Origin of the sequence: Vreelandella glaciei (assembly GCF_013415125.1) — a bacterium.
Taxonomy (GTDB): domain Bacteria; phylum Pseudomonadota; class Gammaproteobacteria; order Pseudomonadales; family Halomonadaceae; genus Vreelandella; species Vreelandella glaciei.
In genome coordinates this window covers 1-26,012 of the sequence record NZ_JACCDE010000017.1, presented here as the reverse complement: position 1 = coordinate 26,012, position 26,012 = coordinate 1, and the positions used below count along the sequence as shown (strand labels likewise).

The 26,012-nt window shown below is 56.8% G+C and carries 25 protein-coding genes and 1 other RNA gene; 15 read left to right on the top strand and 11 right to left on the bottom strand.

Features of this window, described 5'->3' with window-relative positions:
- Window positions 1-35: 35 nt before the first annotated feature.
- Complete coding sequence (locus HZS80_RS12485) at window positions 36-755, bottom strand: 3-deoxy-D-manno-octulosonic acid kinase (protein WP_035556400.1); 720 nt, start codon at window positions 753-755, stop codon at window positions 36-38.
- Between HZS80_RS12485 and HZS80_RS12480 the strand changes: the two genes are divergently transcribed.
- From HZS80_RS12480 to waaA, 3 genes are read left to right on the top strand one after another with little or no spacing between them, the layout of a single operon-like run.
- Complete coding sequence (locus tag HZS80_RS12480; RefSeq protein ID WP_179916279.1) at window positions 754-1,851, top strand: glycosyltransferase family 9 protein; 1,098 nt, start codon at window positions 754-756, stop codon at window positions 1,849-1,851. The two genes, HZS80_RS12485 and HZS80_RS12480, sit on opposite strands and share 2 nt — an antisense overlap.
- Complete coding sequence (gene hldE / locus HZS80_RS12475; protein ID WP_035556404.1) at window positions 1,841-3,271, top strand: bifunctional D-glycero-beta-D-manno-heptose-7-phosphate kinase/D-glycero-beta-D-manno-heptose 1-phosphate adenylyltransferase HldE; 1,431 nt, start codon at window positions 1,841-1,843, stop codon at window positions 3,269-3,271. The genes HZS80_RS12480 and hldE overlap by 11 nt, the downstream gene beginning before the upstream one ends.
- Window positions 3,271-4,563 carry a lipid IV(A) 3-deoxy-D-manno-octulosonic acid transferase gene (gene waaA / locus HZS80_RS12470; protein WP_179916278.1) on the top strand — a complete coding sequence of 431 codons (1,293 nt, stop codon included), beginning with the start codon at window positions 3,271-3,273 and terminating at the stop codon, window positions 4,561-4,563. Before hldE ends, waaA begins: the two co-directional genes overlap by 1 nt.
- A gap of 27 nt (window positions 4,564-4,590) precedes the next feature.
- Here the strand turns inward: waaA and rpiA are convergent, their stop codons facing one another.
- Window positions 4,591-5,262 carry a ribose-5-phosphate isomerase RpiA gene (rpiA, locus tag HZS80_RS12465; RefSeq protein WP_035556409.1) on the bottom strand — a complete coding sequence of 224 codons (672 nt, stop codon included), beginning with the start codon at window positions 5,260-5,262 and terminating at the stop codon, window positions 4,591-4,593.
- Between the two features lie 141 nt (window positions 5,263-5,403).
- Here rpiA and ilvA point away from each other — a divergent pair, with 141 nt between their 5' ends.
- Complete coding sequence (gene ilvA / locus HZS80_RS12460) at window positions 5,404-6,918, top strand: threonine ammonia-lyase, biosynthetic (protein ID WP_179916277.1); 1,515 nt, start codon at window positions 5,404-5,406, stop codon at window positions 6,916-6,918.
- A gap of 424 nt (window positions 6,919-7,342) precedes the next feature.
- On the opposite strand, the gene HZS80_RS12455 is transcribed toward ilvA, so the two are convergent.
- From HZS80_RS12455 to HZS80_RS12445, 3 genes are all read right to left on the bottom strand, one after another.
- On the bottom strand, window positions 7,343-7,978 hold the full coding sequence (locus tag HZS80_RS12455) for a 5-formyltetrahydrofolate cyclo-ligase (RefSeq protein WP_035556412.1): 636 nt from the start codon (window positions 7,976-7,978) through the stop codon (window positions 7,343-7,345).
- 22 nt (window positions 7,979-8,000) lie between these two features.
- A non-coding RNA gene (ssrS, locus tag HZS80_RS12450) (6S RNA) lies at window positions 8,001-8,183 on the bottom strand.
- A 124-nt stretch (window positions 8,184-8,307) separates the two neighbouring features.
- Entirely contained in the window at window positions 8,308-8,619 is a 312-nt protein-coding gene (locus HZS80_RS12445) for a cell division protein ZapA (protein WP_179916276.1), read from the bottom strand.
- A 163-nt stretch (window positions 8,620-8,782) separates the two neighbouring features.
- Here HZS80_RS12445 and HZS80_RS12440 point away from each other — a divergent pair, with 163 nt between their 5' ends.
- The 4 genes from HZS80_RS12440 to HZS80_RS12425 all read left to right on the top strand — a co-directional run bounded on the left by HZS80_RS12440 (window position 8,783) and on the right by HZS80_RS12425 (window position 13,392).
- On the top strand, window positions 8,783-9,361 hold the full coding sequence (locus HZS80_RS12440; protein WP_035556415.1) for a UPF0149 family protein: 579 nt from the start codon (window positions 8,783-8,785) through the stop codon (window positions 9,359-9,361).
- A gap of 20 nt (window positions 9,362-9,381) precedes the next feature.
- A complete protein-coding gene (gene pepP / locus HZS80_RS12435) occupies window positions 9,382-10,722 on the top strand; it encodes a Xaa-Pro aminopeptidase (RefSeq protein ID WP_179916275.1) in 1,341 nt (446 codons plus the stop codon).
- A gap of 93 nt (window positions 10,723-10,815) precedes the next feature.
- Window positions 10,816-12,057: a 2-octaprenyl-6-methoxyphenyl hydroxylase gene (gene ubiH, locus HZS80_RS12430; protein ID WP_179916274.1), complete on the top strand. Its 1,242-nt coding sequence runs from the start codon at window positions 10,816-10,818 to the stop codon at window positions 12,055-12,057.
- A 51-nt stretch (window positions 12,058-12,108) separates the two neighbouring features.
- Window positions 12,109-13,392 carry a UbiH/UbiF/VisC/COQ6 family ubiquinone biosynthesis hydroxylase gene (locus HZS80_RS12425; RefSeq protein ID WP_179916273.1) on the top strand — a complete coding sequence of 428 codons (1,284 nt, stop codon included), beginning with the start codon at window positions 12,109-12,111 and terminating at the stop codon, window positions 13,390-13,392.
- 12 nt (window positions 13,393-13,404) lie between these two features.
- Here the strand turns inward: HZS80_RS12425 and HZS80_RS12420 are convergent, their stop codons facing one another.
- The 3 genes from HZS80_RS12420 to gpmI all read right to left on the bottom strand — a co-directional run bounded on the left by HZS80_RS12420 (window position 13,405) and on the right by gpmI (window position 17,561).
- Window positions 13,405-14,721 (bottom strand): S41 family peptidase, encoded by a 1,317-nt coding sequence (locus tag HZS80_RS12420; RefSeq protein ID WP_179916272.1) that lies wholly within the window; start codon window positions 14,719-14,721, stop codon window positions 13,405-13,407.
- A 120-nt stretch (window positions 14,722-14,841) separates the two neighbouring features.
- Window positions 14,842-15,978 carry a murein hydrolase activator EnvC family protein gene (locus HZS80_RS12415; RefSeq protein WP_179916271.1) on the bottom strand — a complete coding sequence of 379 codons (1,137 nt, stop codon included), beginning with the start codon at window positions 15,976-15,978 and terminating at the stop codon, window positions 14,842-14,844.
- 5 nt (window positions 15,979-15,983) lie between these two features.
- Window positions 15,984-17,561, bottom strand: coding sequence for a 2,3-bisphosphoglycerate-independent phosphoglycerate mutase (gpmI, locus tag HZS80_RS12410; protein ID WP_179916270.1), 1,578 nt, complete (start codon window positions 17,559-17,561; stop codon window positions 15,984-15,986).
- A gap of 202 nt (window positions 17,562-17,763) precedes the next feature.
- On the opposite strand from gpmI, the gene HZS80_RS12405 reads away from it, so the two are divergent.
- The 3 genes from HZS80_RS12405 to HZS80_RS12395 are packed head-to-tail and all read left to right on the top strand — an operon-like array spanning window position 17,764 to window position 19,508.
- A complete protein-coding gene (locus HZS80_RS12405) occupies window positions 17,764-18,186 on the top strand; it encodes a rhodanese-like domain-containing protein (RefSeq protein WP_035556430.1) in 423 nt (140 codons plus the stop codon).
- 41 nt (window positions 18,187-18,227) lie between these two features.
- Window positions 18,228-18,728 carry a protein-export chaperone SecB gene (gene secB / locus HZS80_RS12400; RefSeq protein ID WP_035556433.1) on the top strand — a complete coding sequence of 167 codons (501 nt, stop codon included), beginning with the start codon at window positions 18,228-18,230 and terminating at the stop codon, window positions 18,726-18,728.
- 3 nt (window positions 18,729-18,731) lie between these two features.
- Entirely contained in the window at window positions 18,732-19,508 is a 777-nt protein-coding gene (locus tag HZS80_RS12395) for a 16S rRNA (uracil(1498)-N(3))-methyltransferase (protein ID WP_179916269.1), read from the top strand.
- Between the two features lie 24 nt (window positions 19,509-19,532).
- On the opposite strand, the gene HZS80_RS12390 is transcribed toward HZS80_RS12395, so the two are convergent.
- Both HZS80_RS12390 and HZS80_RS12385 read right to left on the bottom strand, forming a co-directional pair.
- The gene (locus tag HZS80_RS12390) at window positions 19,533-20,081 is read right to left on the bottom strand and encodes a hypothetical protein (protein ID WP_035556434.1); all 549 of its coding nucleotides are present in this window, start codon (window positions 20,079-20,081) and stop codon (window positions 19,533-19,535) included.
- Window positions 20,074-21,717, bottom strand: a complete 1,644-nt coding sequence (locus HZS80_RS12385; protein ID WP_179916268.1) for a sodium:solute symporter family protein — start codon at window positions 21,715-21,717, stop codon at window positions 20,074-20,076. The genes HZS80_RS12390 and HZS80_RS12385 overlap by 8 nt, the downstream gene beginning before the upstream one ends.
- Window positions 21,718-21,887: 170 nt before the next feature.
- On the opposite strand from HZS80_RS12385, the gene HZS80_RS12380 reads away from it, so the two are divergent.
- The 4 genes from HZS80_RS12380 (at window position 21,888) to ruvX (ending at window position 24,724) form a co-directional block, all read left to right on the top strand.
- Window positions 21,888-22,580 (top strand): CvfB family protein, encoded by a 693-nt coding sequence (locus HZS80_RS12380; RefSeq protein WP_035556438.1) that lies wholly within the window; start codon window positions 21,888-21,890, stop codon window positions 22,578-22,580.
- 102 nt (window positions 22,581-22,682) lie between these two features.
- Window positions 22,683-23,639 (top strand): glutathione synthase, encoded by a 957-nt coding sequence (gshB, locus tag HZS80_RS12375; RefSeq protein ID WP_179916267.1) that lies wholly within the window; start codon window positions 22,683-22,685, stop codon window positions 23,637-23,639.
- Between the two features lie 72 nt (window positions 23,640-23,711).
- The gene (locus HZS80_RS12370; RefSeq protein WP_022520996.1) at window positions 23,712-24,269 is read left to right on the top strand and encodes a YqgE/AlgH family protein; all 558 of its coding nucleotides are present in this window, start codon (window positions 23,712-23,714) and stop codon (window positions 24,267-24,269) included.
- The gene (gene ruvX, locus HZS80_RS12365; protein WP_022520995.1) at window positions 24,269-24,724 is read left to right on the top strand and encodes a Holliday junction resolvase RuvX; all 456 of its coding nucleotides are present in this window, start codon (window positions 24,269-24,271) and stop codon (window positions 24,722-24,724) included. The genes HZS80_RS12370 and ruvX overlap by 1 nt, the downstream gene beginning before the upstream one ends.
- A 37-nt stretch (window positions 24,725-24,761) precedes the next feature.
- On the opposite strand, the gene HZS80_RS12360 is transcribed toward ruvX, so the two are convergent.
- Window positions 24,762-25,787, bottom strand: coding sequence for an aspartate carbamoyltransferase (locus HZS80_RS12360; RefSeq protein ID WP_035556442.1), 1,026 nt, complete (start codon window positions 25,785-25,787; stop codon window positions 24,762-24,764).
- Window positions 25,788-26,012: the final 225 nt, after the last annotated feature.

The window sequence follows — 26,012 nt, the reverse complement described above, 5'->3', positions numbered from 1 at the left end:
ATAAAATGTATCTTCAAGTTAACGAAGTATAATATTTAGTAACGGTAACCTTGTAGAATACGGCCCATTAATTCTACGCTGCTTGGTTTAGCCAGAAATTTACCCAATGAGCGCTCTAGACGAGCTAAATTACCTTCCTGCCATTCTCCCGCCGCACGCAGGCGGCAACGATCAAGGTCAATCAACCATGGCGCTCCACTGGGATCGACGAGAATATTGCGCGCGTTCAGGTCGACATGATCTAGCCCTGCTTGGTGAAAGCGTCGAATCATCCCTCCGACGCGGTGTAACAGCGCTTCATCGGCCTGGTCGTTGACCAACAGTTCGGCCAGCGCTTTTGCACCGGTTATGCGCACGGTGATCAACGCGGCTTCATAAGTAAGCCCATAGCGGGTAACGCAGCCTGCTACAGGACGGGGCACCGGCAGGCCCTGCTCGAAAAGCGCAGCAGTCAATCGTAGCTCGCGAAATGCTCGAGTGCGCTCAGCGCCGGTCCATAAGTAGCGTTTTTCACTGAGCTTGGCTGCCATGCCACCCCGGCAATAGGGCCTTAACACCCACTGTTCGGTCGGTGTTACCTGTAAAAACAGGCTGCTGCCCCGGCCTGGGGCTTCACCCACTATTAATCCCTGTTCACGCCAGTATTCGGCAGTGAACAGAGCAGGATCCATTTGGTGTGTTCCCGGCGTGTCACATAAACTGTCTGCATCATGTAAAATCAGCCCATTTTTCTGCCGGAGTGCCGCTAAGCGCATGAAGCCCTCTCTGCCTGTTCAGCCTAACCACATTGCCATTTTGCGCCTCTCCGCTCTAGGAGACGTGTGCAATCTCGTGCCCACGGTGCGGGCGTTGCAGCGCCAGTGGCCCGATGCGCGCATTACCTGGATTATCGGCAAGGGGGAGCATAGTCTACTGGCGGGGCTTTCTGGGGTCGAGTTCGTTGTTTACGACAAAACGACCGGTATAGCCGGGATGCGCGCGTTATGGCGACAACTTGCCGATACGCGCTTCGATGTACTGCTGCATATGCAGCAGGCCATTCGTGCCAGCGTGCTGTCCCTTGGACTTAAAGCCAAGGTGCGTGTGGGCTATGACAAGGCGCGCGCCAAAGATGCTCAGCACTGGTTTACTCAGTACCAGCTTGCGCCGCACCCTAATGCCCATGTACTGGAGTCATTCATGGACTTCGCCCGGGTGCTGGGGGTAGAGGATGAACGGTTAGAGTGGAATCTGCCGGTTAACGACACCGCGCGCAACGAAGCGCAGGTTATCAGTGGTGAGGCGCCTTACCTGGTGATCAACCCTTGCAGCAATGTGCGCCTGCGCAACTTTCGCAACTGGTCAGTGGAGGGTTATGCCAGCGTCATTGAGCATGCCTGGGTGCAGTATGGTCTCAAAAGCGTGCTGACCGGTGGCGGCAGTGCCCTGGAGCGGGAAATCGGCGATCAAATCGAAGCGCTTTGCCAGCCCGGTAGTGTGATTAACGCCATTGGCGGCACCTCCCTGAAAGGGGTATTGGCCCTGATTGATCACGCTCAAGCGGTGATCGCGCCGGATACCGGGCCTATTCATATGGCCAATGCGATGGGAACCCCAGCACTGGGCCTGTACGCGTCGACCAACCCCCAGCGGGCCGCCCCCTATTTGTGGCGCGACTTTGCGGTTAATGCTTACCCTCAGGCGGTGCGCACCTATCTGCATAAGTCAGTAGACGAAGTGAATTGGGGTCAACGGGTGCGCCACCCAAGCGCCATGATGCTGATAAAAGCCGATGACGTTATCGCTAAACTGGATACGCTGCTGGCTCATACTGCTTTGACTGCCAGCGCAGGGAGCACCGATGAAGATTGACTTAACCGCGTTAGAACATGCCCGTGTATTGGTAGTCGGCGATGTCATGCTGGATCGCTACTGGCATGGCGGTACCTCGCGCATATCTCCAGAAGCGCCCGTACCGGTGGTGCGCGTGGAAGATGTTGAAGACCGCCCGGGCGGCGCGGCCAATGTGGCGTTGAACATTACCTCGCTAGGTGGCCACGCAGTGTTGGCGGGTGTAGTCGGTGATGATGAAAACGCAAAACTGCTCGAAGCCAGCTTGACCGCTTCCGATGTAAGCACTTACTTCCAGCGCAGCGCTGAAATACCCACGATCACCAAGCTTCGCGTGATGAGTCGCAACCAGCAACTGCTACGTCTGGATTTCGAGCAGCGCCTGGACAGCGTCGATACCAGTGAGCTATTAGCCCAGGTAGAAAAGGCGCTCCCCGACTGCGACGTAGTGATTCTTTCCGACTACGGCAAAGGCACGCTGAACCAAGTAGAGAACCTGATAGCCAATGCAAGGGCCCGGGGCAAGCGGGTACTGATCGACCCGAAAGGGCAGGATTTCAGCAAGTATCGCGGGGCGAGTTTAATTACACCCAACCTGACGGAGTTTGAAGCGGTGGTCGGTGCCTGCGCAACCGATGCGGAGCTATCCACGAGAGGCGAAGCGCTACGTGCAGAGCTTGAGCTGGAAGCGCTGCTGATTACGCGCAGCGAAAAAGGCATGACGCTGATTCGCGAAGGGCACGCGCCGCTGCATTTGCCGACCCGGGCTCAAGAAGTCTTCGATGTGACAGGGGCAGGGGATACGGTGATTGGCTTGATGGGACTGGCATTAGCGGCAGGGCATGCCTTTCCTGAAGCGATGATGCTGGCCAATTTGGGGGCAGGGCTGGTAGTGGCCAAACCGGGCACAGCCACGCTCTCGATCGCCGAGCTCTACACCGCGCTACACGGTGATAAATTAGCCGAGTTTGGTGTAATCGAGCCTACTGTGCTGATAGAGGCTGTAAGGGCCGCTCAGCTGCGTGGTGAGCAGGTGGTGATGACTAACGGCTGCTTCGATATTCTACACGCGGGCCATGTCGCTTACCTAGAGCAGGCCAAACGCCTGGGAGATCGGTTGATTGTCGCGGTAAACGATGATGCCTCCATTGGCCGCCTGAAGGGGCCCAAGCGTCCGATTAATCCGCTTAACCGGCGCATGCAAGTGTTGGCGGGGCTGGGCGCTGTCGACTGGGTAGTGCCCTTTAGTGACGATACCCCCCAGGCGCTGATTGAAGCTGTGTTGCCGGATATTCTGGTCAAAGGCGGTGATTACCGGCCAGAGGATATCGCCGGGGGCGCGGCCGTCATCGCCAATGGCGGAGGGGTCAAGGTACTGGGCTTTGAAGATGGTGTTTCGACCTCGGCGATGATTAGCTCCATTTTAGACCGCGAGCGCTAATGGCTTCATCCGCCTGGCCCCGGCTTGCCTACTCAGCGGCCCTGTATGCGCTTTCACCGCTGATTGGCTGGCGTATCTGGCGTGAGCAAGTACCCACTCACTCCCGCCTTCAGCGACTGGGATTACGCCTTGAGCCCCTTCCTCCCGCGCCACGCATTTGGCTGCACTGTGCCTCGGTGGGAGAAGTGCGCGCCGCTAGGCCATTAATTGAAGCACTACTAGCCCGTTATCCAGCGCATAGTCTGCTGCTCACCACCATGACCGCGACGGGTGCTGAGCAATCCCAAGCGCTTATTAGCGAGCAAACCCCAAGTGATCAAGCAAGGCTTACCCATCGCTTCCTACCGTTGGATTTTCCCGGTGCTGCCAGACGCTTTGTGCGCAGCGTTCAGCCCGAACTCGCGATCCTATTTGAAACTGAGCTGTGGCCTAACCTGATTCACGCCTGTCGCCAGCAGGGAGTGCCTGTGGCGGTAGTGAATGGTCGCTTATCGCCCCGCGCCTTTAAACGCTACCAACGCCTGCGCCCATTGATGGCCAGTCTGCTTGCCGAGATTAGCTGGCTCGCCGCAAAATCATCGGCTGATGCCAAACGCTTTAATGCCCTCGGCTGTAGCACAGAAATCACCCGCATCGTTGGCTCGCTGAAATTTGAACTGGCCAGCCAAGAGAAAGCAATAGAAGATAGTGAGCGCTTACTTCATTCGTGGGGTGAGCGACCTGTCTGGGTGGCGGGCTCGACTCGTGACGGCGAAGAAGCACTGCTGCTTGAGGCCCACCGCCAAGTGCTTGCGCGCTACCCCGACGCGCTGCTGGTGCTGGTACCGCGTCATCCCCAGCGCTTTGATGAGGCGGCCAAGCTTTGCAAAACCGAAGGCTGGGCATTAAGCCGCCGCAGCCAACAGCAGCCCGTGAGAGCGCAAACCCAGGTCTACCTTGGGGATACGCTTGGTGAGCTGGCCATGCTTTATGCCGCAGGCAGTGTGGCCTTTGTAGGGGGCAGCCTAGTGCCGCTGGGCGGGCATAATGTGCTTGAACCGGCGGCGTTAGGCAGACCGGTGCTTAGCGGCCCCTCGATTGAGAACTTTGCCGACGTGGCTGAGCCACTTCAAGCAGTAGGGGCGCTAACGCTGGTCGATAGCCCGGATACGTTGGCAGACGCCTTGGCGGGCTACTTTGCTAACCCTGAGCACGCCCAACAGGCTGGGCGTGCTGGCTGCGCGGCGATTGAAACACAAAAAGGCGCATTGGCCCGAACGCTGACTGGATTAGAAGCGCTGCTGCCCCGATAACGTAGCACCTTTATTGACGCTTTTTGATTAACGCGTCATTCGCTCTACACCATCCGCTGTACCCACCAGTAGAACATCGGCACCACGCTCGGCAAACAGACCATTGGTGACCACACCAACGATGGCATTGATACGCGCTTCCATGGCCACCGGGTCTGCGATCATGAAATCAAAGCAGTCGATAATCTGGTTGCCGTTGTCGGTCACCACTCCCTGGCGGTAGACCGGTTCTGCCCCTAGTGCGACGAGTTCGCGAGCGACATAAGAGCGTGCCATCGGTATGACTTCTACCGGCAGCGGAAAGTTGCCTAGTTGAGGCACGTACTTTGAGCTATCAGCAATGCAGATAAAACGCTCGGCGCAGGCCGCCACGATTTTTTCGCGAGTGAGCGCTGCGCCACCGCCTTTGATCATATGTAAGTTAGCATTTACTTCGTCTGCACCATCAATATAAAAAGGGACAGTGCCGACGCTGTTGAGCTCAAATACTTCAATGCCTAAGGCTTCAAGGCGCTTGGCGCTCGCTTCTGAACTGGCCACCGCGCCTTTAAAAAGATGGCGCAGCGGTCCAAGGCGATCAATAAACAGATTGGCTGTTGAGCCAGTACCAATACCTAAGATGGTATCCTTTTCCAGCTTAGGTTTAATTTCTGCAATGGCTGCATCCGCCACGGCGGCCTTCAGTTCATCCTGGTTCATAAAGAGTAAGCCTAGTGAGTCAGTCTAGTGTGAGTCAGTAAAGAGTTAATGGCGCTAGTATAGCGACCTAGACGCGACTAGGCGTAATCTGCTACCAATAAAAGCTTTTGTCCGTTCACGTTCTTCCCTTGGGATACCCGCATGCTCGAAGCAACCGTCAAAAAGATCCTCCAGGCCCGTGTTTATGAAGCCGCTTGTGAGACCCCGATTACCCCTGCACCCTTTTTGTCGCGTCGTTTCAACAACCAGATTTTGATTAAGCGCGAAGATCTACAGCCGGTGTTTTCATTCAAAATCCGTGGCGCTTATAACAAAATGGCGCAGCTTACCCAGGCGCAAAAAGATAACGGCGTGATTGCCGCCTCTGCGGGTAACCATGCCCAAGGGCTGGCTATGGCCGCCAAACTCATGGGCGTCAAAGCCGTCATTGTGATGCCGCGGATTACCCCGGATATTAAAGTCCAGGCGGTACGCGCCCGTGGGGCCAAGGTCATCCTCAAAGGCGACGCCTTTGCCGCTGCTGCTGAGCATGCGCAAGAGCTGATCAAAGAGCATGGTTATACCTATATTCCACCGTTCGACGATATTGATGTAGTGGCTGGCCAAGGCACCATTGGTGTAGAAATTCTGCGCCAGCACGCTGGGCGCTTGGATGCTATTTTTGTGCCAGTGGGTGGCGGTGGGTTAATTGCCGGTGTGGCCGCTTATGTGAAGTACCTGCGTCCAGATATTAAAGTGATCGGTGTCGAAGCCGAAGATAGCGCTTGCCTAAAAGCGGCCATGGAAGCAGGCGAGCGAGTAATACTCGACCAAGTCGGTGTTTTTGCTGAAGGGGTGGCAGTGGCGCAAATCGGCGAGGTGCCGTTTTCGTTGGTCAAAGATCTGATCGACGGGGTTATCACCGTCAATACCGATGAAATGTGCGCAGCGGTCAAAGATATCTTTGAGGATACCCGTGCGGTGGCAGAAACCTCCGGTGCGCTCTCGCTGGCGGGGCTGAAAAAATATATTCAGCAGACTGGTGCCGAAGGCGAGACGCTGTTGTGTATTAATTCGGGGGCCAATACCAACTTTGATCGTCTGCAGCACATCGCCGAGCGCACGGAGCTGGGTGAGCAACGTGAGGCAATTCTGGCGGTAACCATTGCCGAGAAGCCCGGCAGCTTTAAAAAGTTTTGCCGTACCCTGGGCAAGCGGATGGTGACTGAATTCAGCTACCGTTATGCCGATAGCAGCGAAGCGCATATCTATGTCGGTGTTCAGGTCAAACCCGGTGGCGAAGACCGCCAGGCGGTGATTGATAAGTTGCGTGAAGGCGGCTACCAGGTGGAAGACCTTACCGATAACGAGTTGGCGAAGCTGCATATTCGCCACTTGAGCGGCGGTCGACCCAGCGAGCGCTTTGAAGAGGAGGTATATCGCTTTGAGTTCCCCGAACGCCCAGGCGCGTTGATGAACTTTTTGACCCAACTGCCCCACGATTGGAATATTTCGCTGTTTCATTATCGCAACCATGGCGCGGCGTATGGCCGAGTCCTGGTGGGCATGCAAGTGCCTAATGGCGACCGAACCCATGTGGCAGAGTACTTAGACGCTATTGGTTACCGCTATTGGCGTGAGAGCGACAATCCGGCTTATCGACTGTTCATGGCCTAGTGCTGGTCAGTAATGAGCAAAACGATGTGTGTAAGTGGTTGCTTACCCTAGATGCCAGAGCAGCCAGTAACATAACGTTACTAAAATGTTTGAAATAAGGCTGGAAAACATCATTCAAGCTGTTGTCAGTGGTGGTCATATCGCCCTATAGTCGTGAGCGAAATTAAGCAAGTTTGCCACCCTGTTGGTGACAGTAAAGGGTGGCAGATTTCACACATTCGGTAACGACAAAGGTGTTGGAGAAGCGGCATGCGGCGTAAGAAGCCTGATATGGTAATGGCGTTGATGGTGGTGTTTGCATTAGGGGTGCTCGCGACCGGTTATGCACAGGCGTTGTCAGGCAGTTAATCTCCGACAACCGCGGCAGTTCCACTGTTAATCCGGGTAATAGATATCAGATGAGAAAGGCTGATCCTTGAAGAGGTCAGCCTTTTTTGTGGGCGGCTGATTGGCGGCGTACGCCGCCTTGGTCACTTACCACAGCTTGTAAAGGCACGTCCCATGGCTCCACAGGCAGAGAAGCCACCTGCTGGCAGGCATGGGCGACGCCGATCAGGGTAGGTGACGGCCCGGGGCGATGCATGAACGATAGGCTACGGTCGTAAAATCCGCCCCCCATGCCCATACGGTTAGCATTACCATCAAAGCCAACCAGCGGCACAAGCAGCGTATCTAGCGCCCAGGCCGGTAGCCGGTTGTGCTGCTGAGCGCTAAAGCGTAAATCGGGCTCCCAAATACCAAAGCGGTTTTTTACCATTGGGGTATCGGGCCGGTAGGCGACGAACCAGAGGGTATTCGTGCTGAAAGGGCGTAAAACAGGTAAATAGACCTCGACGTTACGTTTGCGCAGCCAGGGAAGCAGCGGCATCGGGTCAATTTCACCGTTGACGGGCAGGTACAGGCTTATACGCCGTGCGCGGCGGATTTCAGGCAGGGTTTTCAGATACTGACACAAGCGCTGGGCCGCAAGGCGCTGCTCATGCTGAGAAAGGGCTTGGCGTTGGCGACGTAAAAAGCGGCGAAGTGCGCGCTTATCCTCGTCGTGATGGAGGCTTTCCATGCATAGGTTCTCTCTTGCAGGGGTGTTCTCCAGAGTGCCGCTGTCGTTCTGGCCCTGAACCTACTGGTTCAGGTGGGTGGCCGCAGCCAAACCGTCAGGCTTTCCGACGCACGGACATGCACACGGGTCTGGCTAGCATTTGGCCCCCTGGGTATTACGCATAGGCTCGAGGGACTATAACGACTGGCGCACACCCCAGAGAACCCCGCCATCCTAACAGAGCGATGGCTGATGCCAAAGGACTGGGTTAAACGTTCGCCGAGTTTTTAGGCGGTTTGCCGCGCTTTTACACAATGTTCAGGGTAAACAATGTCTGAGGTAAATAATGTCTAGGGGTGACGTGAGGGCTGGCGTGTTTTGGCCAACGCCCGTTCAAGGCGATCATTTAACCGATTCAGGTTCGCCTCACCGGCGCGGTGTTCATCCATGGCTTCAAGCAGTTCATGGGTGATATTGAGGGCCGCCATGATAGCAATTCGCTCACTACCCAGTACGCTGCTTTGAGCATTGATACCCTGCATGGCGCGATCAAGATAGCGCGCGGCGCGGTCAAGTTTGGCTTCTTCGCCCGTGTCGCAGGCAATGATATAGCCGCGCCCTAACAGGGTTATTTCTTTGGTTGGCCGCTTGGCATTACTCATCAAAGACTCCAGCACGGGCCAGCAGGGGGCCCAATGCGTTAACATCACAGCACAGGAAGATAGGTGCCACTCACTATAAGAGAGGCGCTTGGGCGCGGTCAACGCGCAAGCCCTATCACCCATACTCCCAGTGCCACGAATAAATACGAGGTTATCAAATACTATGTCATTGATTGATGAGCGTCAGGACTTTTCTGACGTCGCCGATGTTTTTCTACTGCATGGCAGCATGCAATCTCCGGCTTTCTTGGATGGCCGTTTGTGCGCGCTGCTGGCGCTGCGCAATGTGAGTGCCGAGGACTGGTTGGACGAAGTCTGCCAGAGCTTAGGTGTTGAACAGCCACGCGACCAGCCAAGTGCCGAGCGGCTATTAGGCTGGCGGCGGCAAACCGTAGAGGCGCTCAGCGCCAGCGACCTGGACTATACGCCGCTGCTGCCCGATGAGCTGTTCTCACTGGCCGAGCAGGCGCAGGGCCTGAAGGAGTGGACGCTAGGCTTTATCGAGGTGGTCGACGAGGTGGCTGACAGTGAGTTGCGTGAGCGTTGGTCACAGGCGCTGCGCGAGGCACTGAGTGACCTGGAAGGGTTAGGCCGCATCGATACCGATATTGATGACAGCCCCGAGAACGAAAATGATCTGTTTGCGCTGACTGAGCATGCCCGTATGGCCGCCATGCTGCTGTATACCGAGCAGCACCCAGGCATGCCGCAAGTAGAGCAAACCGACGCCCCCGTTCATTAATCACTTAGCCAGGAGCCTCCATGTTGCCCGAGATGATACCTCGCCCCCCCGCCATTAGCCTGGCGGAGTATCGCCAGCGCCGTGATGCCTTGATGGCGCAGCTACCTGATAACGCCGCGGTAGTGCTACCCGGCGCTGGGCTGATGACCCGCTCACGGGACAGTGAATTCACCTTCCGTCAGAACAGTGATTTTTACTACCTGACCGGCATTCGCGAACCGGACGCGCTGCTGGTGCTGCTGCCGGGGCGAGCAGAAGGCGAAAGCGTTGTGTTCTGCCAGGATCGAGACCCCACCATGGAAGCGTGGACAGGGCGTCGGCTGGGAGCCGCTGGTGTGGTGGCCGAGCATGGGATTGACCAGGCATTCGAAAACGCGGATCGCGATGAGCAGCTGGTCGAGCTGCTGACGGGGCGCGAATTGCTCTATCTGCCCCTTGATAATGGTGAGGCAGTTGCCGTGGCTGAAGAGGCCCTACACAGTGCTCAGGCAGGGCTTAGGCGCGGGCGGCCAGCATTGAAGGGCTGGTTGGACATTAGTCCGTTGATCCACGCCATGCGGCTGATCAAGAGTGATGCCGAGATTGCCCTGCTCAGGCATGCGGCGGTGATATCCGCACGGGCTCATCGACGTGCCATGCAGGTATGTCGCCCTGGGCTCAGCGAATTCCAGCTCCAGGCCGAATTAGAGCATGAGTTTGTCTGGCAAGGCGCCAGTGGCCCAGCCTACAGCACGATTGTGGGCAGCGGTGCCAATGCCTGCGTACTGCACTATATTGAAAACAGCGCGCCGCTGTGTGATGACAGTCTGGTATTGATTGATGCGGGCGCCGAATTTGAGCTGTACGCCGGGGATATCACCCGTACGTTTCCGGTCACAGGGCGGTTCAGCGCTGCGCAGCGGGCGCTGTATCAGGTTGTACTCGACGCCCAGGTGCGCGCCGTTAGCGCTGTCCAGCCTGGTGCCACACTGGCGGATATTCATCAGGGCGTGGTGCATGACTTAACCGCTGGGCTGATTGAGCTTGGCCTGCTGGAAGGTGACGTTCAGGCGCGTATCGATGATGAAAGCTATCGACGCTTCTATCTGCACTCGACGTCACATTGGTTGGGGCTGGACGTGCACGATGTCGGTACCTATCGCCTGGACGAGCAAACGCCGCGCCCCCTTGCCCTTGGCATGGTACTCACCGTAGAGCCCGGCCTCTATATTCCCAGCGATGACGATATTCCTGATGCCTATCATGGTATTGGCATCCGTATTGAAGACAATGTGGTCGTGACGAAGGATGGGCATGCTGTACTGACGGCGGATGTGCCCAAGCAGGTGGCTGATATTGAGGCCTTGATGGCTAAAAAATAACCAGTATTTAGAGCATTAATTTGACGTTATGTAAATTACGTTACGAATTATTAGTTGCCTCTAGAGTGCGGCGGTATGGCGAGGGAGAAGCCGATGCAACGGGCTAAACAGATGACTGATCATGACACTGCTCAAGCGCTGACCCATGACATTGTGATTGTGGGCGGTGGGTTAGTGGGGGCGAGCCTAGGCTGTGCTCTTGCGCCGCTGATTGAGCGCTACGGCTGGCGGGTAGCCGTGATTGAATCGGCACCGTTAACGGCGCAGTCGCTGGAAAGCGCCTGGCAACCCAGCTTTGATGCACGGGCCAGCGCGATCGCCGAAGGCTCTGCTCAGCGCTTCGAGCAGCTGGGTGTGTGGGAAGCGATGCGTCATGAGGCGACACCGATCAAGCGTATTCATATCAGTGAGCGTGGACGCCTGGGGGCGACACGGCTGAGTGCTGACGAGCTGGGCGTCGCGGCGCTGGGCCACGTGATTCCCAACGCCTGGATGGGGCGTGTACTGCATCGGCGTCTAGCCGAGTTACCGCTGGAGTGGCACTGCCCCGCGAAGGTGGAGCAGCTGACCCCCGTGACGGGCGGGCATCATCTCAAGCTCTCGGATGGTAGCCAGCTTACTGCTGGCTTGACGGTATTGGCAGATGGGGGGCGATCTGGGCTTAAAGAGCAATTGGGTATTGGCAGCCGCCGAGAACCTTACCAGCAGACCGCTTTGATCGCGCATGTGGGCGTCAGCCAACCTCACGAGGGGATCGCTTACGAGCGCTTTACCACCCAAGGGCCAATGGCCCTGCTGCCACTGCCAGGCCAAGCCATGGAGTTGATATGGACGCACCCCAGCGGTAGCGAAAAAGCGCGTATGGCACTGCCGGAGCGTGAATTTCTGCTTCAGCTACAGCAGGCGTTTGGTGACCGGGTGGGCCGGTTTACGCAGCTGGGTGCCCGACATGCTTATCCGCTCTCACTGGTAACCGCCGAGGAACCGGTACGGCCGGGGCTGGCGGTATTGGGCAACGCCGCCCACGCTCTGCATCCGGTCGCGGGGCAAGGGTTTAACCTGGCGCTGCGTGGGGTGATGGATCTGGTCGATGCCTTGGAGCAGGGGGAGCTGGCGAAGCGACCGCTGGGAGATATGGGCACACTGCAGGCCTTCGAGAAGCAGCGCTCACGGGATCGCGCCAACGTGATTCGCTTTAGCGACGGCCTGGTCAGGCTGTTCGGGCTCTCTTTTCCGTTATTGCCCCATGCCCGTGCGGCGGGCTTGATTGGCCTGAATCTGGTGGGGCCGCTGCGGCGAGGACTGGCCAGACGTGCCATGGGCCTGGAACGCTAGGCTATCTATCAACAATAGCTGCGCTCGCTGGCGCTAGTTAAAAGGATTTCTATGCAGACTGACTCATCTACTGCAAAGCCGCCGGTTGAGCGCTTTGAGGCCATCGTTGTCGGCGGCGGCATGGTCGGTACCGCGCTCTGTGCGCTGTTGGCACAGGCGGGGATGAAAGTCGCGTTGGTCGAGGCAAGGCCTGCGCCATTAGGTCTAGATAAGGCCACTGGCCCGCTACCTGCTCCGCGCGTTAGCGCATTAACGCCGGTTTCCCAGCGCTTGCTGGCGCATGTGGGCGCTTGGCCCGCCATGCAGGCAACCCGGGTAACGCCCTACCGCAGCATGCAGGTGTGGGATGCCGAAGGCAGCGGCGCAATCGCTTTTTCCGCTGATGAGGCGGGCGTGGCGGTGCTTGGCCATATCGTTGAGAACACGGTCACGCTGGCCGCACTCAATCGTCAAGTGCTAGATCACCCCAACGTCACGACGTTTTTTGGTGCTAGCCCGCAAGCTCTGCAACGTGACAATGGTCGTACTGCCAATGGCAATCGTGCTAGCGGGGACTGGCTCATACTTGACGATGGGCGCCAGCTACACGCGCCGCTTATAGTGGCCGCCGATGGCGCCCACTCGGTGCTGCGTGAGATGGCGGGTATTGAGGTGGCCAGTGACGATATGCAACAGCACGCTGTCGTGACCACGGTGCAGTGCACCAAGCCCCATGGCGGCACGGCGCGGCAAGCGTTTATCGATGGCCGGCCGCTGGCATTCCTGCCTTTAACCGTGGAAGGCAATGAGCATTACTGCTCTATCGTATGGTCAACCACCCCAGAGCACGCCGATGAGCTGAGCGCGCTGTCTCGTGACGCACTGGGGGAGGCGCTTGGGGACGCGTTTGGTCATCGCCTAGGAGGCGTTACTGCCTGCGACAAGGCCCACCGTTTTCCGTTAGTGCAGCGCCATGCCCGCCACTATGTGCAGCCGCATTTCGCGCTGGTGGGGGATGCGGCCCACAGTATTCATCCGCTGGCGGGCCAGGGGGTCAATCTGGGGCTGATGGACGCGGCGGTGCTGGCCGAAGAGGTGGTACACGCCTGGCAGCGCGGCGCTCCTTGGGGAGAGCTGAGTACGCTAAGGCGCTATGAGCGGCGTCGGCGTTTTGATAATAGCGCCATGCTGGGGTTGATGAAGGGCTTTAAAGTACTGTTTGGCAGTCACGATCCGGCGTTGACGATGATGCGCAACCTGGGCATGAGCGGCATGAACCAGTTGGTGCCACTGAAGCGAGTGTTGATGCGGCAGGCGACCGGGGAACGCGGCCGCCTGCCGCTCACGTGCCGTTAAATTAGGCTGTTGTTAACGCCGCTGGCGATCCACCACATTAAGTGCCTTGAGTAGGTTGAGTGCTTCGCTGAGCTGGTAATCGTCAAGTAGCCGCTCGGCCATCTCCTGTCGATCACGGGGCGCCTGCTGGGCGCTTAGGTGGCCTTCAAGGTCGGCTTCGCGAATTTCACGACGACCCTCGGCTACTTCCAGGCGGCCACGTACCACCTCTACATCGGGTTCAATACCCTGGGCCTGGATAGAGCGCCCGTTAGGGGTGTAGTAGAGCGCTGTCGTCAGCTTGAGTCCTTCGCCATTGCCCAGCGGCATGATCTGCTGCACCGACCCCTTACCAAAGCTGTCGGTGCCCATGATGACGCCGCGCCGTTGATCCTGCAGCGCACCGGCGACGATTTCTGCCGCTGACGCACTGCCGCCGTTGATCAGCACCACCAGCGGCACATCACTAGCCGGCGTGGTGGGGGAGGCAGAGAACGACATTTCGGTATCCGAGAGGCGACCCTCGGTATAGACGATCAGCCCTTCATCCAGGAACAAGTCGGTAATGCCAACGGCGGCCTGCAGCACACCGCCGGGATTATTACGTAAATCGAGTATTAACCCTTCCAGCGGCTGATCCTGTGCCATGCGCTCCAGCGCTTCGCGAGCCTGATCAGGCGTGCGAGATTGGAATTGGCTGATGCGTAGGTAACCGTAACCTGGTTCAAGCAGCTCGTGCTTAACGCTCTCGCTGCGAATAATTTCGCGGGTTAGGGTGAACTCGCGCGGCGTGTCTTCCCCTGAACGCAGCACGCTAATGCGAATCTCGGTATTGGGCTCGCCGCGCATCAGGGTTACCGCTTCCTGCAGCGATATGCTGTCGGTAGGCGTACCGTCGATGGCCACGATAATGTCGTGGGACTGTAAACCGGCGCGGGAGGCCGGGGTGTCATCGATAGGCGTAATGACCATCAATTGGCCGTTCTCGGTGCCCACTTCGATACCAATACCGCCAAATTCGCCCTGCGTCGACTCTCGCAGGCTTTGGTACTCCTCTTCGTCCAGGTAGGCGGAGTGGGGGTCAAGCTCGCTCAGCATGCCGCGCATGGCATTGCGCAGCAGCGTGCGATCATCGACCTCTTCAACGTAGGCACGCTTGATGCGTTCAAACACCTCGGCGAAGGTCTGGATATCTTCAAGGGGGAGTTCGTTAGAAACAGGCTCATCCCCCACGCTGCTAGTGGCTGGTTGGGCAAGTAACGGTAGCGGGGCCGACAGTAAAACAATCGGCAGCAGGGTAGCCAAAAGGCGCTTGGCGGGGGTGGATACCCCGGTAACAGATAGCGTCATGCAGACTCCGCAAGGCGATAGGTGGCGTCGTGGTGCGTCACCTTGAAATAGTAGCTGGAATAACATTAACAACTGAGTCATTTATAAACTGAGATATTTATAATAGTGCAGCTTATCCCGTCAGCGGCGCGCAATCCAACGCTGCGGATTAATGGGTTCACCGCCTCGGCGCACTTCAAAGTAAAGCGCTGCGCGGTTCTGACCACCGCTGACCCCCACACGGCCGATTTCATCACCGCGGCTGACCTGCTGCCCAGGTCTAACGCTGAACTGCTGCAGGTGGGCGTGCAGCGTCATGATTTGGTCGCCATGATCGATAATGAGCAGGTTGCCAAACCCCCGCATCCAGTCGGCAAACACTACGCGGCCGGTATGAACGGCGGTCACCGGCGTGCCTGCGCTGGCTTGAATGACAATACCGTTGTAGTGCACACCATCGCGATGGTGGAAATGACTACTGATGGAGCCCTGTACTGGCCAAGGTAAATCACCTTGGGTACTGACCATATGCGTAGTGGGCGATGGTTCGGCGAGTTTTGCCATTTCGGCTTGAATAGTGCGCAGCACTTGCTCGGCTTCTTCACGGCTTTGGTTGAGGTCGGCCAGCCGCTCTTCTTCACTGCCGTAGCGGTCATCCAGGTTAGAAACAACGCCACGCCGTTCGGTAGTGCGCTCGGCAAGCAGCGCGCTTTGTTCTTCTAACTCGTCGGCCAACGTATCGAGGCGGGCCTGGCGCTCGCTCAGCTCTTGCTGGGTCTCAGCCAGGGCGGTGTCTAGCTTGGCGATAGCCTCTAAGCGACGATTGCGTGCTTCCGTTAGCCGGTTCATGTAGGCCTGCATACGGTCAAGTTCGGCAGGGTCGCCCTGGTTAAGCAGCAGCTTGAGCTGTGGCGTTGGGCCAAGCCGATAAAGCGCTGAAAGCTGTTGGCCCAGGGCCGCATACTGATCGGCACGCTCGCCCTCCAGCCGGTCGCGGTGCTGACGTAGCTGGGTCGTTTCGTCGTTTAGCTGGCGGCGCTCCGCTTGCAGTGTGTCTAAGCGCTGATGCGTTTCGGCAAGCTTGGTTTCGACTTCCTGAAGCTCGCGCTCGGCGTCATCGCGGGCTTGGCCAGTGGCACTGAGGCGTTGGGCGACGGATTCGATCTCCTGGCCAATCGCATCCAACTGCTGGCGCGCCGCGCTTTCATCCTGCTGAGCGAAACCTGCTGGCGTGTAAACTAACGCCAGCAGGAGCGTCACTGCTAAATACCACCGCATGGGCACTACTTGTAATGAATCAGTGGTTTTCCGGTCATCGCCTCGGGCTGTTGCTGATCCATCATGGTCAGCAGCGTAGGGGCCAGGTCGCATAGTTTGCCCTCTTCAAGCGAGGCCGCGCGCTTGCCAACGTAAATGAGCGGTACCACAAAGGTGGTGTGGGCAGTCTGCGGCGCGCCTGTTTCGGGGTGCACCATCTGTTCGGCATTGCCGTGATCGGCGGTAATCAAGCAGGCACCGCCAGCGCGCTCAATGGCTTCAACGACACGACCCACGCAGGTATCGACGGTTTCAATGGCTTTTACCGCCGCGTCAAAGTCACCGGTGTGGCCGACCATGTCACCGTTGGCGTAGTTGCAAACGATGAAATCGAAGCTGCCGCCGTCAATGGCGTCTACCAGCTTGTCGGTGATCTCAAAGGCACTCATTTCAGGCTTTTCGTCGTAAGTGCGCACATCACGGGGCGAGGGCACCAGGATGCGTTCTTCGCCCTCGTACTCAGCTTCATTGCCGCCTGAAAAGAAAAACGTCACGTGAGGGTACTTTTCAGTTTCGGCAATACGCAACTGTTTTAAGCCGCGCTTGGCGACGACTTCCCCCAAAGTGTCGTTAAGATCCGACGGTGGGAAGGCGGCAGGCGCAGGAATATCAGCGGCGTACTGGGTCATCATCACCAGCCCCTTGCCCGCAAGCTTAGGACATACACGCCGCTCGAAACCCTTGAAATCCGGCTCGGCAAAGGCGCGAGTTAACTCACGAGCGCGGTCGGAGCGGAAGTTAAGGAAAATGGCGGCATCGCCATCCTGTAGGGTTACCGCATGCTCTTTGGTGCCGTCTTTCTGCGGTATGCTGCTCGCTGCTACAAATTCGTCAGTTTCACCGCGCTGATAGGCGTCGCGTAGCGCAGTTTCGGCGCTGGTAGCGTAGTGCTCCGCATGACCATCGGTCAGTAGGCGGTACGCTTGCTCAACACGTTCCCAGCGGTTGTCACGGTCCATGGCGTAAAAGCGACCAATAATTGACGCTACAAAGCCGTTATCAGCGCCCACCAGCTCTGCCAAACGGGCATTGGCGCGCTCTATTGATGATAGAGCGCTTTGTGGTGGCATATCGCGACCATCGAGAAAGGCGTGAATAAAAATACGCTGGGCACCGCGGCGTGCGGCCAATTCGGCCATGGCAATAAAGTGCTCTTCATGGCTATGGACACCGCCGGGGGAGAGCAGGCCAATCAAGTGTACCGGCTTGCCGTTGGCGACGGCTTCGTCAATCGGCTGGGTAAGATTTTCATTAACGTCCAGGTCGCCGTCTTCAATCGCTTTGCTGATGCGGGTGAAGTCCTGATACACGATACGCCCGGCACCAATATTCATATGCCCGACTTCCGAGTTACCCATTTGGCCTTCGGGGAGCCCCACGTTAAGACCATCGGTATGAACGAAGGTGTGCGGGCAGGTTTCCCACAATTTATCTAACACCGGTTTATGGGCAGCGGCGACGGCATTATGGTCGCTGTCGGGGTTGTGGCCGTAGCCATCGAGAATAATCAGCGCCACTGGGCGCGGGGTACGCGAAGTATCCATAAAAACCTCGTTAAGATTGGCAAGCCGAACGACTCGAAAATTCGGGGTCGCGACGGGCGCACGCTTGGGGCATCATAACGCAGGCAACTGCCAGGCGTCATGATCAAGACCTGCGCGGGAAGCTATCTGACGTGTATACTTGTCGCGTTTTGGCAGCGGTTAGGCCGCTTTTTTCTGCATTGACCAAGAGATTGTGTTCGCGATGATCGATCAGGTGTTCGAATTCGTACAGAACCACCCCCTGCTGGTTGGGGCATTTTTGCTGGTGTTAATCGCGTGGCTTATTTATGAAACGCGCAGCGCCTCTACAAATGCACTGACTGCCTCGCAGGCCACTCAGCTTATTAACCGCGAAGATGCGGTGGTGCTGGATATCCGTGAAAGCAAGGATTTCAAAGCCGGGCATATCGCAGGTGCGCGTAACATTCCGCAAAGCAACCTCGATAGCCGCATGAACGAACTGGAAAAAGTGAAAGCCCAGCCGATCATTGTGGTATGCAAGCACGGCCAGAGTTCTGGTGCTGCACAGGCCAAACTCGCCAAAGCAGGCTTTGAGCGCGCTTACAAGTTAAGAGGCGGTATGGCGCAGTGGCAAGGCGATGGCCTGCCGGTGGTTAAGAAGTAAGCGACGTTATTTTTATTTAATGAACAATCAGGAGCTATATCATGGCGGAAGATAACAATACCCCACAGGCCGGTGCCGCAACGGATGAAAAGCCGCAGCTGAAGTTTTCGCTGCAGCGCATTTATGTAAAAGATATTTCGTTTGAAGCGCCCAATTCCCCGTCGGTATTTAAGCAGGCGTTCAAACCCAAGGTGAATCTGGATCTGAATACCACCAGCACCAAGATTGCTGACGACCAGTACGAAGTGGTGGTCAAAGTGACCGCTCAGGTGAACGATAACGAAACGGGCACGACGTCTTTCCTGGCCGAAGTTGAGCAGGCCGGCCTGTTCCGCATTGCCGGTATCGAAGGCGCACAGCTGGATCAAACCCTGGGCGCTTTCTGCCCTAACCTGCTGTTCCCCTACGCCCGCGAGTGCGTCGATAATCTGGTCAACCGTGGTGGCTTCCCGCCGCTGATGCTGGCGCCGGTTAACTTCGAAGCGATGTACGCCCAGCGTAAGCAGCGCGAAGCCAAGCAAGCAGAAGAGAATACCCACTAAGCTATGTCAAAAGCCGTGCAAGTATCGCCAGCTGCTGATTGGTACTCCCAGCATGGCAAAATGCCACGCCTCTATGTACCTGCTGCTTTCGTAGCAGGCAGCGACGTTGCATTGCCTGACGGCCCAGCGCGCCACATCACCCGCGTGCTGCGCATGGGTGAAGGTGCGCCGCTGGTGCTATTTGACGGCCAAGGTTTCGAGGCGGGTGTGCGTCTGGTAGAAGTTAGCCGTAAACAGACGCTCGCACGGGTCGATGCGGTATGGTCGGGCAGTGGTGAATCGCCGCTGTCTGTCCATTTAGGCCAGGCCATCTCAAAAGGCGACCGAATGGATTATGCCATTCAGAAGGCCGTCGAGTTGGGCGTGGCGGCGATTACTCCGCTGTATACCGAGCGCGGTGACGTGCGCTTAAAGGGCGACCGCGAAGATAAAAAGCACGCCCACTGGCAGGCGGTGGCTGCCAGCGCCTGTGAGCAAAGCGGGCGAGCGGTTGTGCCGCCAGTGCATCCGCCCATGGCACTTCAAGCATGGCTTGCCGAGCGCCGAGAGCCGCTGCGCTTGATGCTGCATCTAGCGACCGGCAAGGCGTTTGATCGCCAAGACCGACCGGCGGCGGTGGCCCTACTGATTGGTCCGGAAGGCGGTTTGAGTGAAAACGATATTGCGGCTGCTCAAACCGCTACCTTTACACCGTTAACACTCGGCCCACGGGTGTTGCGAACAGAAACAGCACCCATAGTGGCGCTTTCCCTGCTACAGCACTACTTTGGCGATTTGTAAGCGCTTACTAACGTCAAGGCTCCCTCAAACTACCGTTTCCCTTCGTTTGCTTGCCCCTGAACTCTTTGGCGCTGATGCCTGCCCATTTTGATATACCTGCTGAAGCCCCTTAAGCACGATGGGCTTAAGCATCGGTAGCGTTTCGCCCGATAACCCACTGAGTACCGTTAAACGAAGGTGTCGGCCACGTGCGTAGCCCAGCCAGCAGGGCAGCCATATCGGTATAGGCGTGCTATCCAGCAACTGGATTCGCCAGTGGCGCGGGGTGGCAATGCGTTCCCATAACCACAGTCGGTCCAACGCTTTTGGCGTTGGCGGTGAACCGCTATCAATTTTAACGCCTGCACTGGGTTTTTCTTTTTGAGCGGGCAGTTCTGCACCCACCAACAGCAGTGCGCGGCGCATTTCTTGAGCAGAGAGTAACCACGCCCCTGGCTGACCATCAGCCATGCCCAAGCCAGTGGCCCACAGGCGAACCCAGGCAGGTTCGCAAGCGTGAGCCCCTAGGCGTTGTAACCGCTTTTGAGCGGCTGCCACATCAATCCGCCGGGCCAGCGTTAAGCACTCAACCATTCGCCCACCACTCATTCGCCCAACCCTGTAGAAGCGCTAACATGCCCAGCATGAGGCAAAACCAAATAAATAAGCCGATACAGCGACGCCGCGTCAAACGGGCCTCTTTGCCAATCACCTGAGCGTTATCAGCTCGCGCTGCCAGCACGGCCTGCATATCCGGTGCCGCTTCCGTCATCATCACATCGCTCAACTGCTCTTGGCTGGGGGCGGGAGCCGTTAGGCTAACGAGGTAGCCAACGGACATCGAAACCGCTACGCCGACCGTGTTGTTGTACAGCCAAGAGATATCGAGTAGTGCAGAGACGGCCCACACGGCCCACATACCGACAATGAGCCCCGCCATTGCGCCGCGTGCATTGGCGCGGTGGCTGAAGATAGCCAACAGGAAGGTACCCAGTAGCGCCCCATAAAACCACGAGCCGATTTGGTTGACTGCTTCGATCACGGGGCCGAGATTGCCCGCAAAAAAGGCAAACAGGGTGGCATAAAGCCCCCAGAAAATAGTGGCTAGCCGTGAGGCTTTTAAGTAATGGGCATCGCTGGCATTGGGTTTGATATAGCGGCTATAAAAGTCACGAACGGTCACTGCTGAGAGTGAGTTGAGCGCCGAGTCGAGACTCGACATCGCCGCGGCAAATACCCCGGCAATGACAAGACCGGCCATGCCTGAGGGAAAGGCGCTGACGACATAGCGGGGTAGCAGCTCATTGAGATCTTCGGGTGGTGTTAGCCCATGCTGCTGGTAATAGGTGGCCAAGATGACGCCAATAAATAGAAACAGCAGCATCTGCGGAATCAGCAGGTAGCCGCCAATCAGCAGCGAGCGCTGAGCATCGAGCACTGATGGGCTTGAGAGCACTCGCTGGATTTGGCTCTGGTCGGTGCCGAAGTAGGCCACATGCAGGAAAAAACCGCCGAGCAAGCCTGCCCATAGCGAGTAGGTTACGCTGGGGTCGAAGGACAAATCGATGGCGTTGAACATCCCGCTGGCCGCGCCAAAGTCGAAGACATCGCCCCAACCGCCAGGCAGGCTGGTGACTAAAAAGAAGATGCTTAATAGTGCGCCAAGCCAGAGCACGAACATTTGCACCACATCAGTCCAAATTACCGCGCTGATACCGCCCATTACTGTATAGCTGATGGCCAGTACCGCCATGATGATAATGGTGAGGTTCACGCTCCAACCGGTCACTACGGCAAGTACTAATGCTGGCGCATAGAGCACCACGCCCGTAGCTAGGCCACGGGCAATCAGAAACAGTAGGGCGGTAAGGGTTCGCGTCGCTGGGCCGAAACGACGCTCCAGCAGTTCGTAGATACTGTAGATGCCCGCGCGGTGGAAAATAGGTACCAGCACCAAAATCAACACGATCATGGCCAAGGGCACATTGATAAAGGTCACTAAGCGTTCAAGGCCGCCCTCGAAGCCCCAGCCCGGTGCCCCGATAAAGGTGATCGCACTGGCTTGAGTCGCCATTACCGAAAGGCCGATCGCCCAGCCGGGAATTTTACGCCCACCTAAAAAATAGTCCTCCGGATTGTGCTGATCTTTCCCGAATCGCGAACCAATCCAAGCGATTAAACTGATGTAACCAATCAAAACGACCGTATCAAAAAGCGTGAACCCTTCCATGTTCGCTCCCCTACGCCTAATTTTGTCTAGTGTTTTGATAGTAGCAGGTTGTGCGTTGTTTGCTTTTTCAGGTGGAAGACATGCTTTCATCTACTAAAAACGCTATCCGGCTTTGCCCTGTGGGTGTCAGGCACCATAATGTTTATCTATTTTCTTGAAGGACGACACCCATGGTGCGTGAGTCACACTCATCCCCTAGATCCGCCAGCGATGCAGCCGCCCAGTTGGGTGAAGTGGCGTACCTAACGGTTACGGCCGTCAACAACATCGGCGCGTTTTTGCAGTGGGGGCAGCCGAAAGATGTGTTGCTGCCGTTTAGTGAGCAGCAGTTCCGCCCTGATCCCGGCAAACGTGTACTGGTCATGCTGTATAGCGACGACCAGGGGCGGCCGGTGGCGTCGATGAAGCTGGATCGTTTTTTGACCGATGACGCCTGGGCCTTGGAAAAGGGTGACGAAGTCGCCGTCGTGGTGGCGGAGCGTACTGATCTGGGTATGAAGGTGGTGGTCAATCACCGCTACTGGGGGCTTATTTATCAGGACGACGTCACTCAGCCATTGCGCCGTGGTCAATCAGTCAAGGGCTATGTAAAGCAGCGTCGTGAAGATGGTCGCCTAAATATCTCGCTGCTACCGCCAGGTGCTGCTCGTTTAGATGTGGTGGGCGATAAGATACTGCAGGCATTGCGTGAAAGCGGCGGCTATTTGGCACTGGGGGATAAAAGCCCTGCCCATGAAGTTAAAGCACGTTTAGGGGTGAGTAAAAGCGCCTATAAACAGGCTATTGGGCGTCTTTATAAGCAGCAGTTAATCACCCTGGAGCCTGACGCTATTCGCTTAGTGCCTGGCGCGCTCAGCGAGTAGTTAGCTAGGATCTGTTGATGTTTCACTCGCTAGGACAGTTGGAGCCTAGCGGGCAGTGCGGCATACTGGGCCCCTATTGTTCATGTTTGGATAGTGCCCCCGATGAGCCAATCAAATCTGCATCTCGGCGTTGTGATGGATGCCATCAGCGACATCGCTTACAAGAAAGACACCACCATGGCCATGCTATGGGCTGCCCAGGAGCGCGGTTATACCCTGCACTATATGGAGCAGGAAGACCTTTTCTTGAATGCAGGACAAGCCTATGCGCGTATGCGGCCGTTAACGGTGCATCGTGATCCAAACCACTGGTACGACCTGGGCGAGCCCTCTGCGCGTCCACTGGTTGAGCTGGATGTGGTGTTGATGCGTAAAGACCCGCCCGTCGACGCCGATTTTACTAACGCCGTGCACCTGCTGGGCTTTGCTGAGCGTGAGGGTGTGCTGGTGGTTAACCCCACGGCGGCGCTATTGCAGTGTAATGAAAAGCTGTTTGCCCAGCAGTTCCCTCAGTGCTGCGCGCCCACGCTTGTGGCCAGCCGCGACGATGTACTGCGCGCCTTCCACGCGGAGCACGGCGATGTCATCTTCAAGCCTCTAGATGGCATGGGCGGTACCGGTATTTTTCATATTGGCCCGGAAGGCCGTAATATCGGCGCGGTCATCGAGCAGCTTACCTTGCGTGGCCAGCGGCAAATCATGGCCCAACGCTACCTGCCGGAAATTAAGGATGGCGATACGCGTATTTTGTTGGTTGATGGTGAGCCTGTTCCCTTTGGGCTGGCGCGGATACCTTCAGCGGGCGAGACCCGCGGCAATTTAGCGGCCGGTGGACGGGGCGTCAGTCGTGAGCTTACCGAGCGTGATCACTGGCTAATTCAGCAGATACAGCCAATGATTCGTGAAAAGGGCTTAATGTTCGTGGGTCTAGATGTCATCGGTGACTATATTACTGAAATTAACGTCACCAGCCCTACCTGCGTGCGTGAAATTGACGATCAGCGGGGCACCAATATTGCCGGTTTACTGCTGGATGCCATCGAGCGCCGCTTAGCCTAGGCGAGCTTTCTTACTTATAACGACACTTATTACGCTATGCCTGCTGGGATGCCAGCAGGCAGTGGGAGACGCATGCAAAGTTTGAAACATCACTTTCTAATGGCCATGCCGCATTTAGAAGATCCTAATTTTGCCGGTAGTCTTATCTATCTTTGCGATCACGATAACAATGGCTGCATGGGGGTGATTACTAACCGACCGTTAGAGATCACGCTCGAGGCACTGTTTGATCAGCTGGAATTAGGCGGTGAAACAAGTCCGCACCGTAATGCGCCGGTTTATTACGGCGGGCCGATGCATAAAGACCGTGGCTTCATTCTGCATGTTGGCGATAGCCAGCAGTGGGATTCGAGTATCCAGGTGGAGGATGGCATTGCACTGACCACCTCGCTGGATATTCTCCAGGCTTTTGCTGCAGGCGAGGGGCCAGAGCACTTTTTAGTCTGCTTAGGCTGCGCGGGCTGGGAAGTTGGGCAACTGGAAGAGGAACTGAAGGAGAACAGCTGGCTAACGGTTGAAGCCGAGAGCAGCGTGCTCTTCAACACACCACCCGTTGAGCGCTTAACCGCGGCGGCTGGTTTGTTGGGTATTGACCTTAACTTAATGACCCGAGACGCGGGGCACGCCTGATGGCCGAAGCGGGGCAGCGCTTAATCCTGGCCTTTGACTATGGCACTCGGCGTATCGGTGTGGCGGTGGGCAACGAGCTGCTGCGCAGTGCGCGCGAGCTCACTCCGCTGACGGCGCGGGATGGGATTCCCGATTGGAATGTCGTGTCACGGCTACTGAACGAGTGGCAGCCGGATCTGTTGGTGGTGGGATTACCGCTGAATATGGACGGTAGCGAGTCAGATATGAGCACTCGCGCTCGCAAGTTCGGCAATCGTCTGCATGGCCGTTTTGGTAAACCGTGTGAAATGGTCGATGAGCGTGGCACTACGCGAGAAGCCAAGCTAATCGCTCGCGAGGCGGGCCATAAAGGCAACTATCGGCAAGATAGTGTCGATGGCATTGCGGCTATTCTTATTCTTGAAGGCTGGTTTGCCCACCAGGAAGGTTTACCTGGCGGGCGTCTATCCCTATAACCGCTATCTTTAAATTCTCTTCTTAAGTTCTTGAGCTTTAACGATCCAGCGTGCCCGTTTGGCTTGGAACGTACCAGCGCACAGGGCGCAAATCTTGCTCGATCAATTTGTCGACATCTAACAACGTTGCGAAAATCGCCATCCGCATAGGAATGCCGTTATCGGTTTGGCGGAAAATCGCCAGACGCGGGTCGCCGTTGAGGTCGACGTTTAAATCATTCGCGCCGGGGCGGCTATCCCTGGGTAGTGGGTGCATCACAATCGTGCTTTGACTGCAGCGGTGATCGAGAAAATCGCGGTTAACCATAAAGTCGTCAGAGAGTCCCTGGAAGCTCTCATTCATCTCGTCGGTAAAGCGCTCCTTCTGTATCCGCGTGGTGTACACCACATCTAAATCGGCAAAATCACTAGCGAGAGAATCGCGCTGCTCAATGCGGTGACCGCGAGAGGCTACTAAGTCAATCAGCTTGGAAGGCATCTCAAGGCCCGGCGGCGACACCAGGGTAATGCGCAGCGGGTCATAGAGTGATAAAAGCTTAATCAGTGAATGAACGGTACGGCCATACTTCAAATCGCCGGTAAGTAAGATATGTGCACCGGTCAGCGATTTACCCAGGCGCTGAAACTCTTTATCAATCGTATACAGGTCAAGTAGCGCTTGGCTAGGGTGTTCCCCAGGACCGTCACCGCCATTAATCACTGGTACATTCGTCGCCGCCGCGAACTCAGCCACCGAACCCTGGTCGGGGTGGCGCATTACAATGGCGTCACAGTAGCCACTCATTACACGGCTGGTGTCATATAGTGACTCCCCCTTCGCCATAGAGGAGAAGGTGAAGCCCGTTGTGTCACACACGCTGCCACCTAAACGACAAAAGGCAGCATTGAAGCTTACCCGCGTGCGGGTGCTGGCTTCAAAAAACAGGTTACCGAGTACCGCCCCTTCCAACACTCGCGTCACTTGGCGCCGCTGAGCAATCGGCTCCATGCGTGCAGCTACACGCAGTAAATGATCAACGCTTTCGCGGTTTAATGAGTCGACAGTTAGCAGGTGGTGGCTCATGGCGGACCTCAGTAAGGTGGTAGATAAGGCTAGTGTAACCGCCAATGAGGGTAGTGCCGAAGGGCTTTCATTCGTTACAGCCTGCTAATCTGTAATTTTCTTACAAAACCCCTTGCCAACGCGTCCACGAAACCGTAAAGTACGCATCCGCTGCCGGGGACGCCAAGCGTTTCCAGCGGTGAATGAAGGTGAAAACCTTCGGTTTGTCAGGAGGTTAGAGCAGGT

Bases quoted from the DNA above. Each gene is read 5' to 3' on its own strand.
- HZS80_RS12480 (WP_179916279.1), top strand. From the start codon at position 754: ATGAAGCCCTCTCTGCCTGTTCAGCCTAACCACATTGCCATTTTGCGC.
- HZS80_RS12485 (WP_035556400.1), bottom strand. From the start codon at position 755: ATGCGCTTAGCGGCACTCCGGCAGAAAAATGGGCTGATTTTACATGAT.
- hldE (WP_035556404.1), top strand. From the start codon at position 1,841: ATGAAGATTGACTTAACCGCGTTAGAACATGCCCGTGTATTGGTAGTC.
- waaA (WP_179916278.1), top strand. From the start codon at position 3,271: ATGGCTTCATCCGCCTGGCCCCGGCTTGCCTACTCAGCGGCCCTGTAT.
- rpiA (WP_035556409.1), bottom strand. From the start codon at position 5,262: ATGAACCAGGATGAACTGAAGGCCGCCGTGGCGGATGCAGCCATTGCA.
- ilvA (WP_179916277.1), top strand. From the start codon at position 5,404: ATGCTCGAAGCAACCGTCAAAAAGATCCTCCAGGCCCGTGTTTATGAA.
- HZS80_RS12455 (WP_035556412.1), bottom strand. From the start codon at position 7,978: ATGGAAAGCCTCCATCACGACGAGGATAAGCGCGCACTTCGCCGCTTT.
- HZS80_RS12445 (WP_179916276.1), bottom strand. From the start codon at position 8,619: ATGAGTAATGCCAAGCGGCCAACCAAAGAAATAACCCTGTTAGGGCGC.
- HZS80_RS12440 (WP_035556415.1), top strand. From the start codon at position 8,783: ATGTCATTGATTGATGAGCGTCAGGACTTTTCTGACGTCGCCGATGTT.
- pepP (WP_179916275.1), top strand. From the start codon at position 9,382: ATGTTGCCCGAGATGATACCTCGCCCCCCCGCCATTAGCCTGGCGGAG.
- ubiH (WP_179916274.1), top strand. From the start codon at position 10,816: ATGCAACGGGCTAAACAGATGACTGATCATGACACTGCTCAAGCGCTG.
- HZS80_RS12425 (WP_179916273.1), top strand. From the start codon at position 12,109: ATGCAGACTGACTCATCTACTGCAAAGCCGCCGGTTGAGCGCTTTGAG.
- HZS80_RS12420 (WP_179916272.1), bottom strand. From the start codon at position 14,721: ATGACGCTATCTGTTACCGGGGTATCCACCCCCGCCAAGCGCCTTTTG.
- HZS80_RS12415 (WP_179916271.1), bottom strand. From the start codon at position 15,978: ATGCGGTGGTATTTAGCAGTGACGCTCCTGCTGGCGTTAGTTTACACG.
- gpmI (WP_179916270.1), bottom strand. From the start codon at position 17,561: ATGGATACTTCGCGTACCCCGCGCCCAGTGGCGCTGATTATTCTCGAT.
- HZS80_RS12405 (WP_035556430.1), top strand. From the start codon at position 17,764: ATGATCGATCAGGTGTTCGAATTCGTACAGAACCACCCCCTGCTGGTT.
- secB (WP_035556433.1), top strand. From the start codon at position 18,228: ATGGCGGAAGATAACAATACCCCACAGGCCGGTGCCGCAACGGATGAA.
- HZS80_RS12395 (WP_179916269.1), top strand. From the start codon at position 18,732: ATGTCAAAAGCCGTGCAAGTATCGCCAGCTGCTGATTGGTACTCCCAG.
- HZS80_RS12390 (WP_035556434.1), bottom strand. From the start codon at position 20,081: ATGGTTGAGTGCTTAACGCTGGCCCGGCGGATTGATGTGGCAGCCGCT.
- HZS80_RS12385 (WP_179916268.1), bottom strand. From the start codon at position 21,717: ATGGAAGGGTTCACGCTTTTTGATACGGTCGTTTTGATTGGTTACATC.
- HZS80_RS12380 (WP_035556438.1), top strand. From the start codon at position 21,888: ATGGTGCGTGAGTCACACTCATCCCCTAGATCCGCCAGCGATGCAGCC.
- gshB (WP_179916267.1), top strand. From the start codon at position 22,683: ATGAGCCAATCAAATCTGCATCTCGGCGTTGTGATGGATGCCATCAGC.
- HZS80_RS12370 (WP_022520996.1), top strand. From the start codon at position 23,712: ATGCAAAGTTTGAAACATCACTTTCTAATGGCCATGCCGCATTTAGAA.
- ruvX (WP_022520995.1), top strand. From the start codon at position 24,269: ATGGCCGAAGCGGGGCAGCGCTTAATCCTGGCCTTTGACTATGGCACT.
- HZS80_RS12360 (WP_035556442.1), bottom strand. From the start codon at position 25,787: ATGAGCCACCACCTGCTAACTGTCGACTCATTAAACCGCGAAAGCGTT.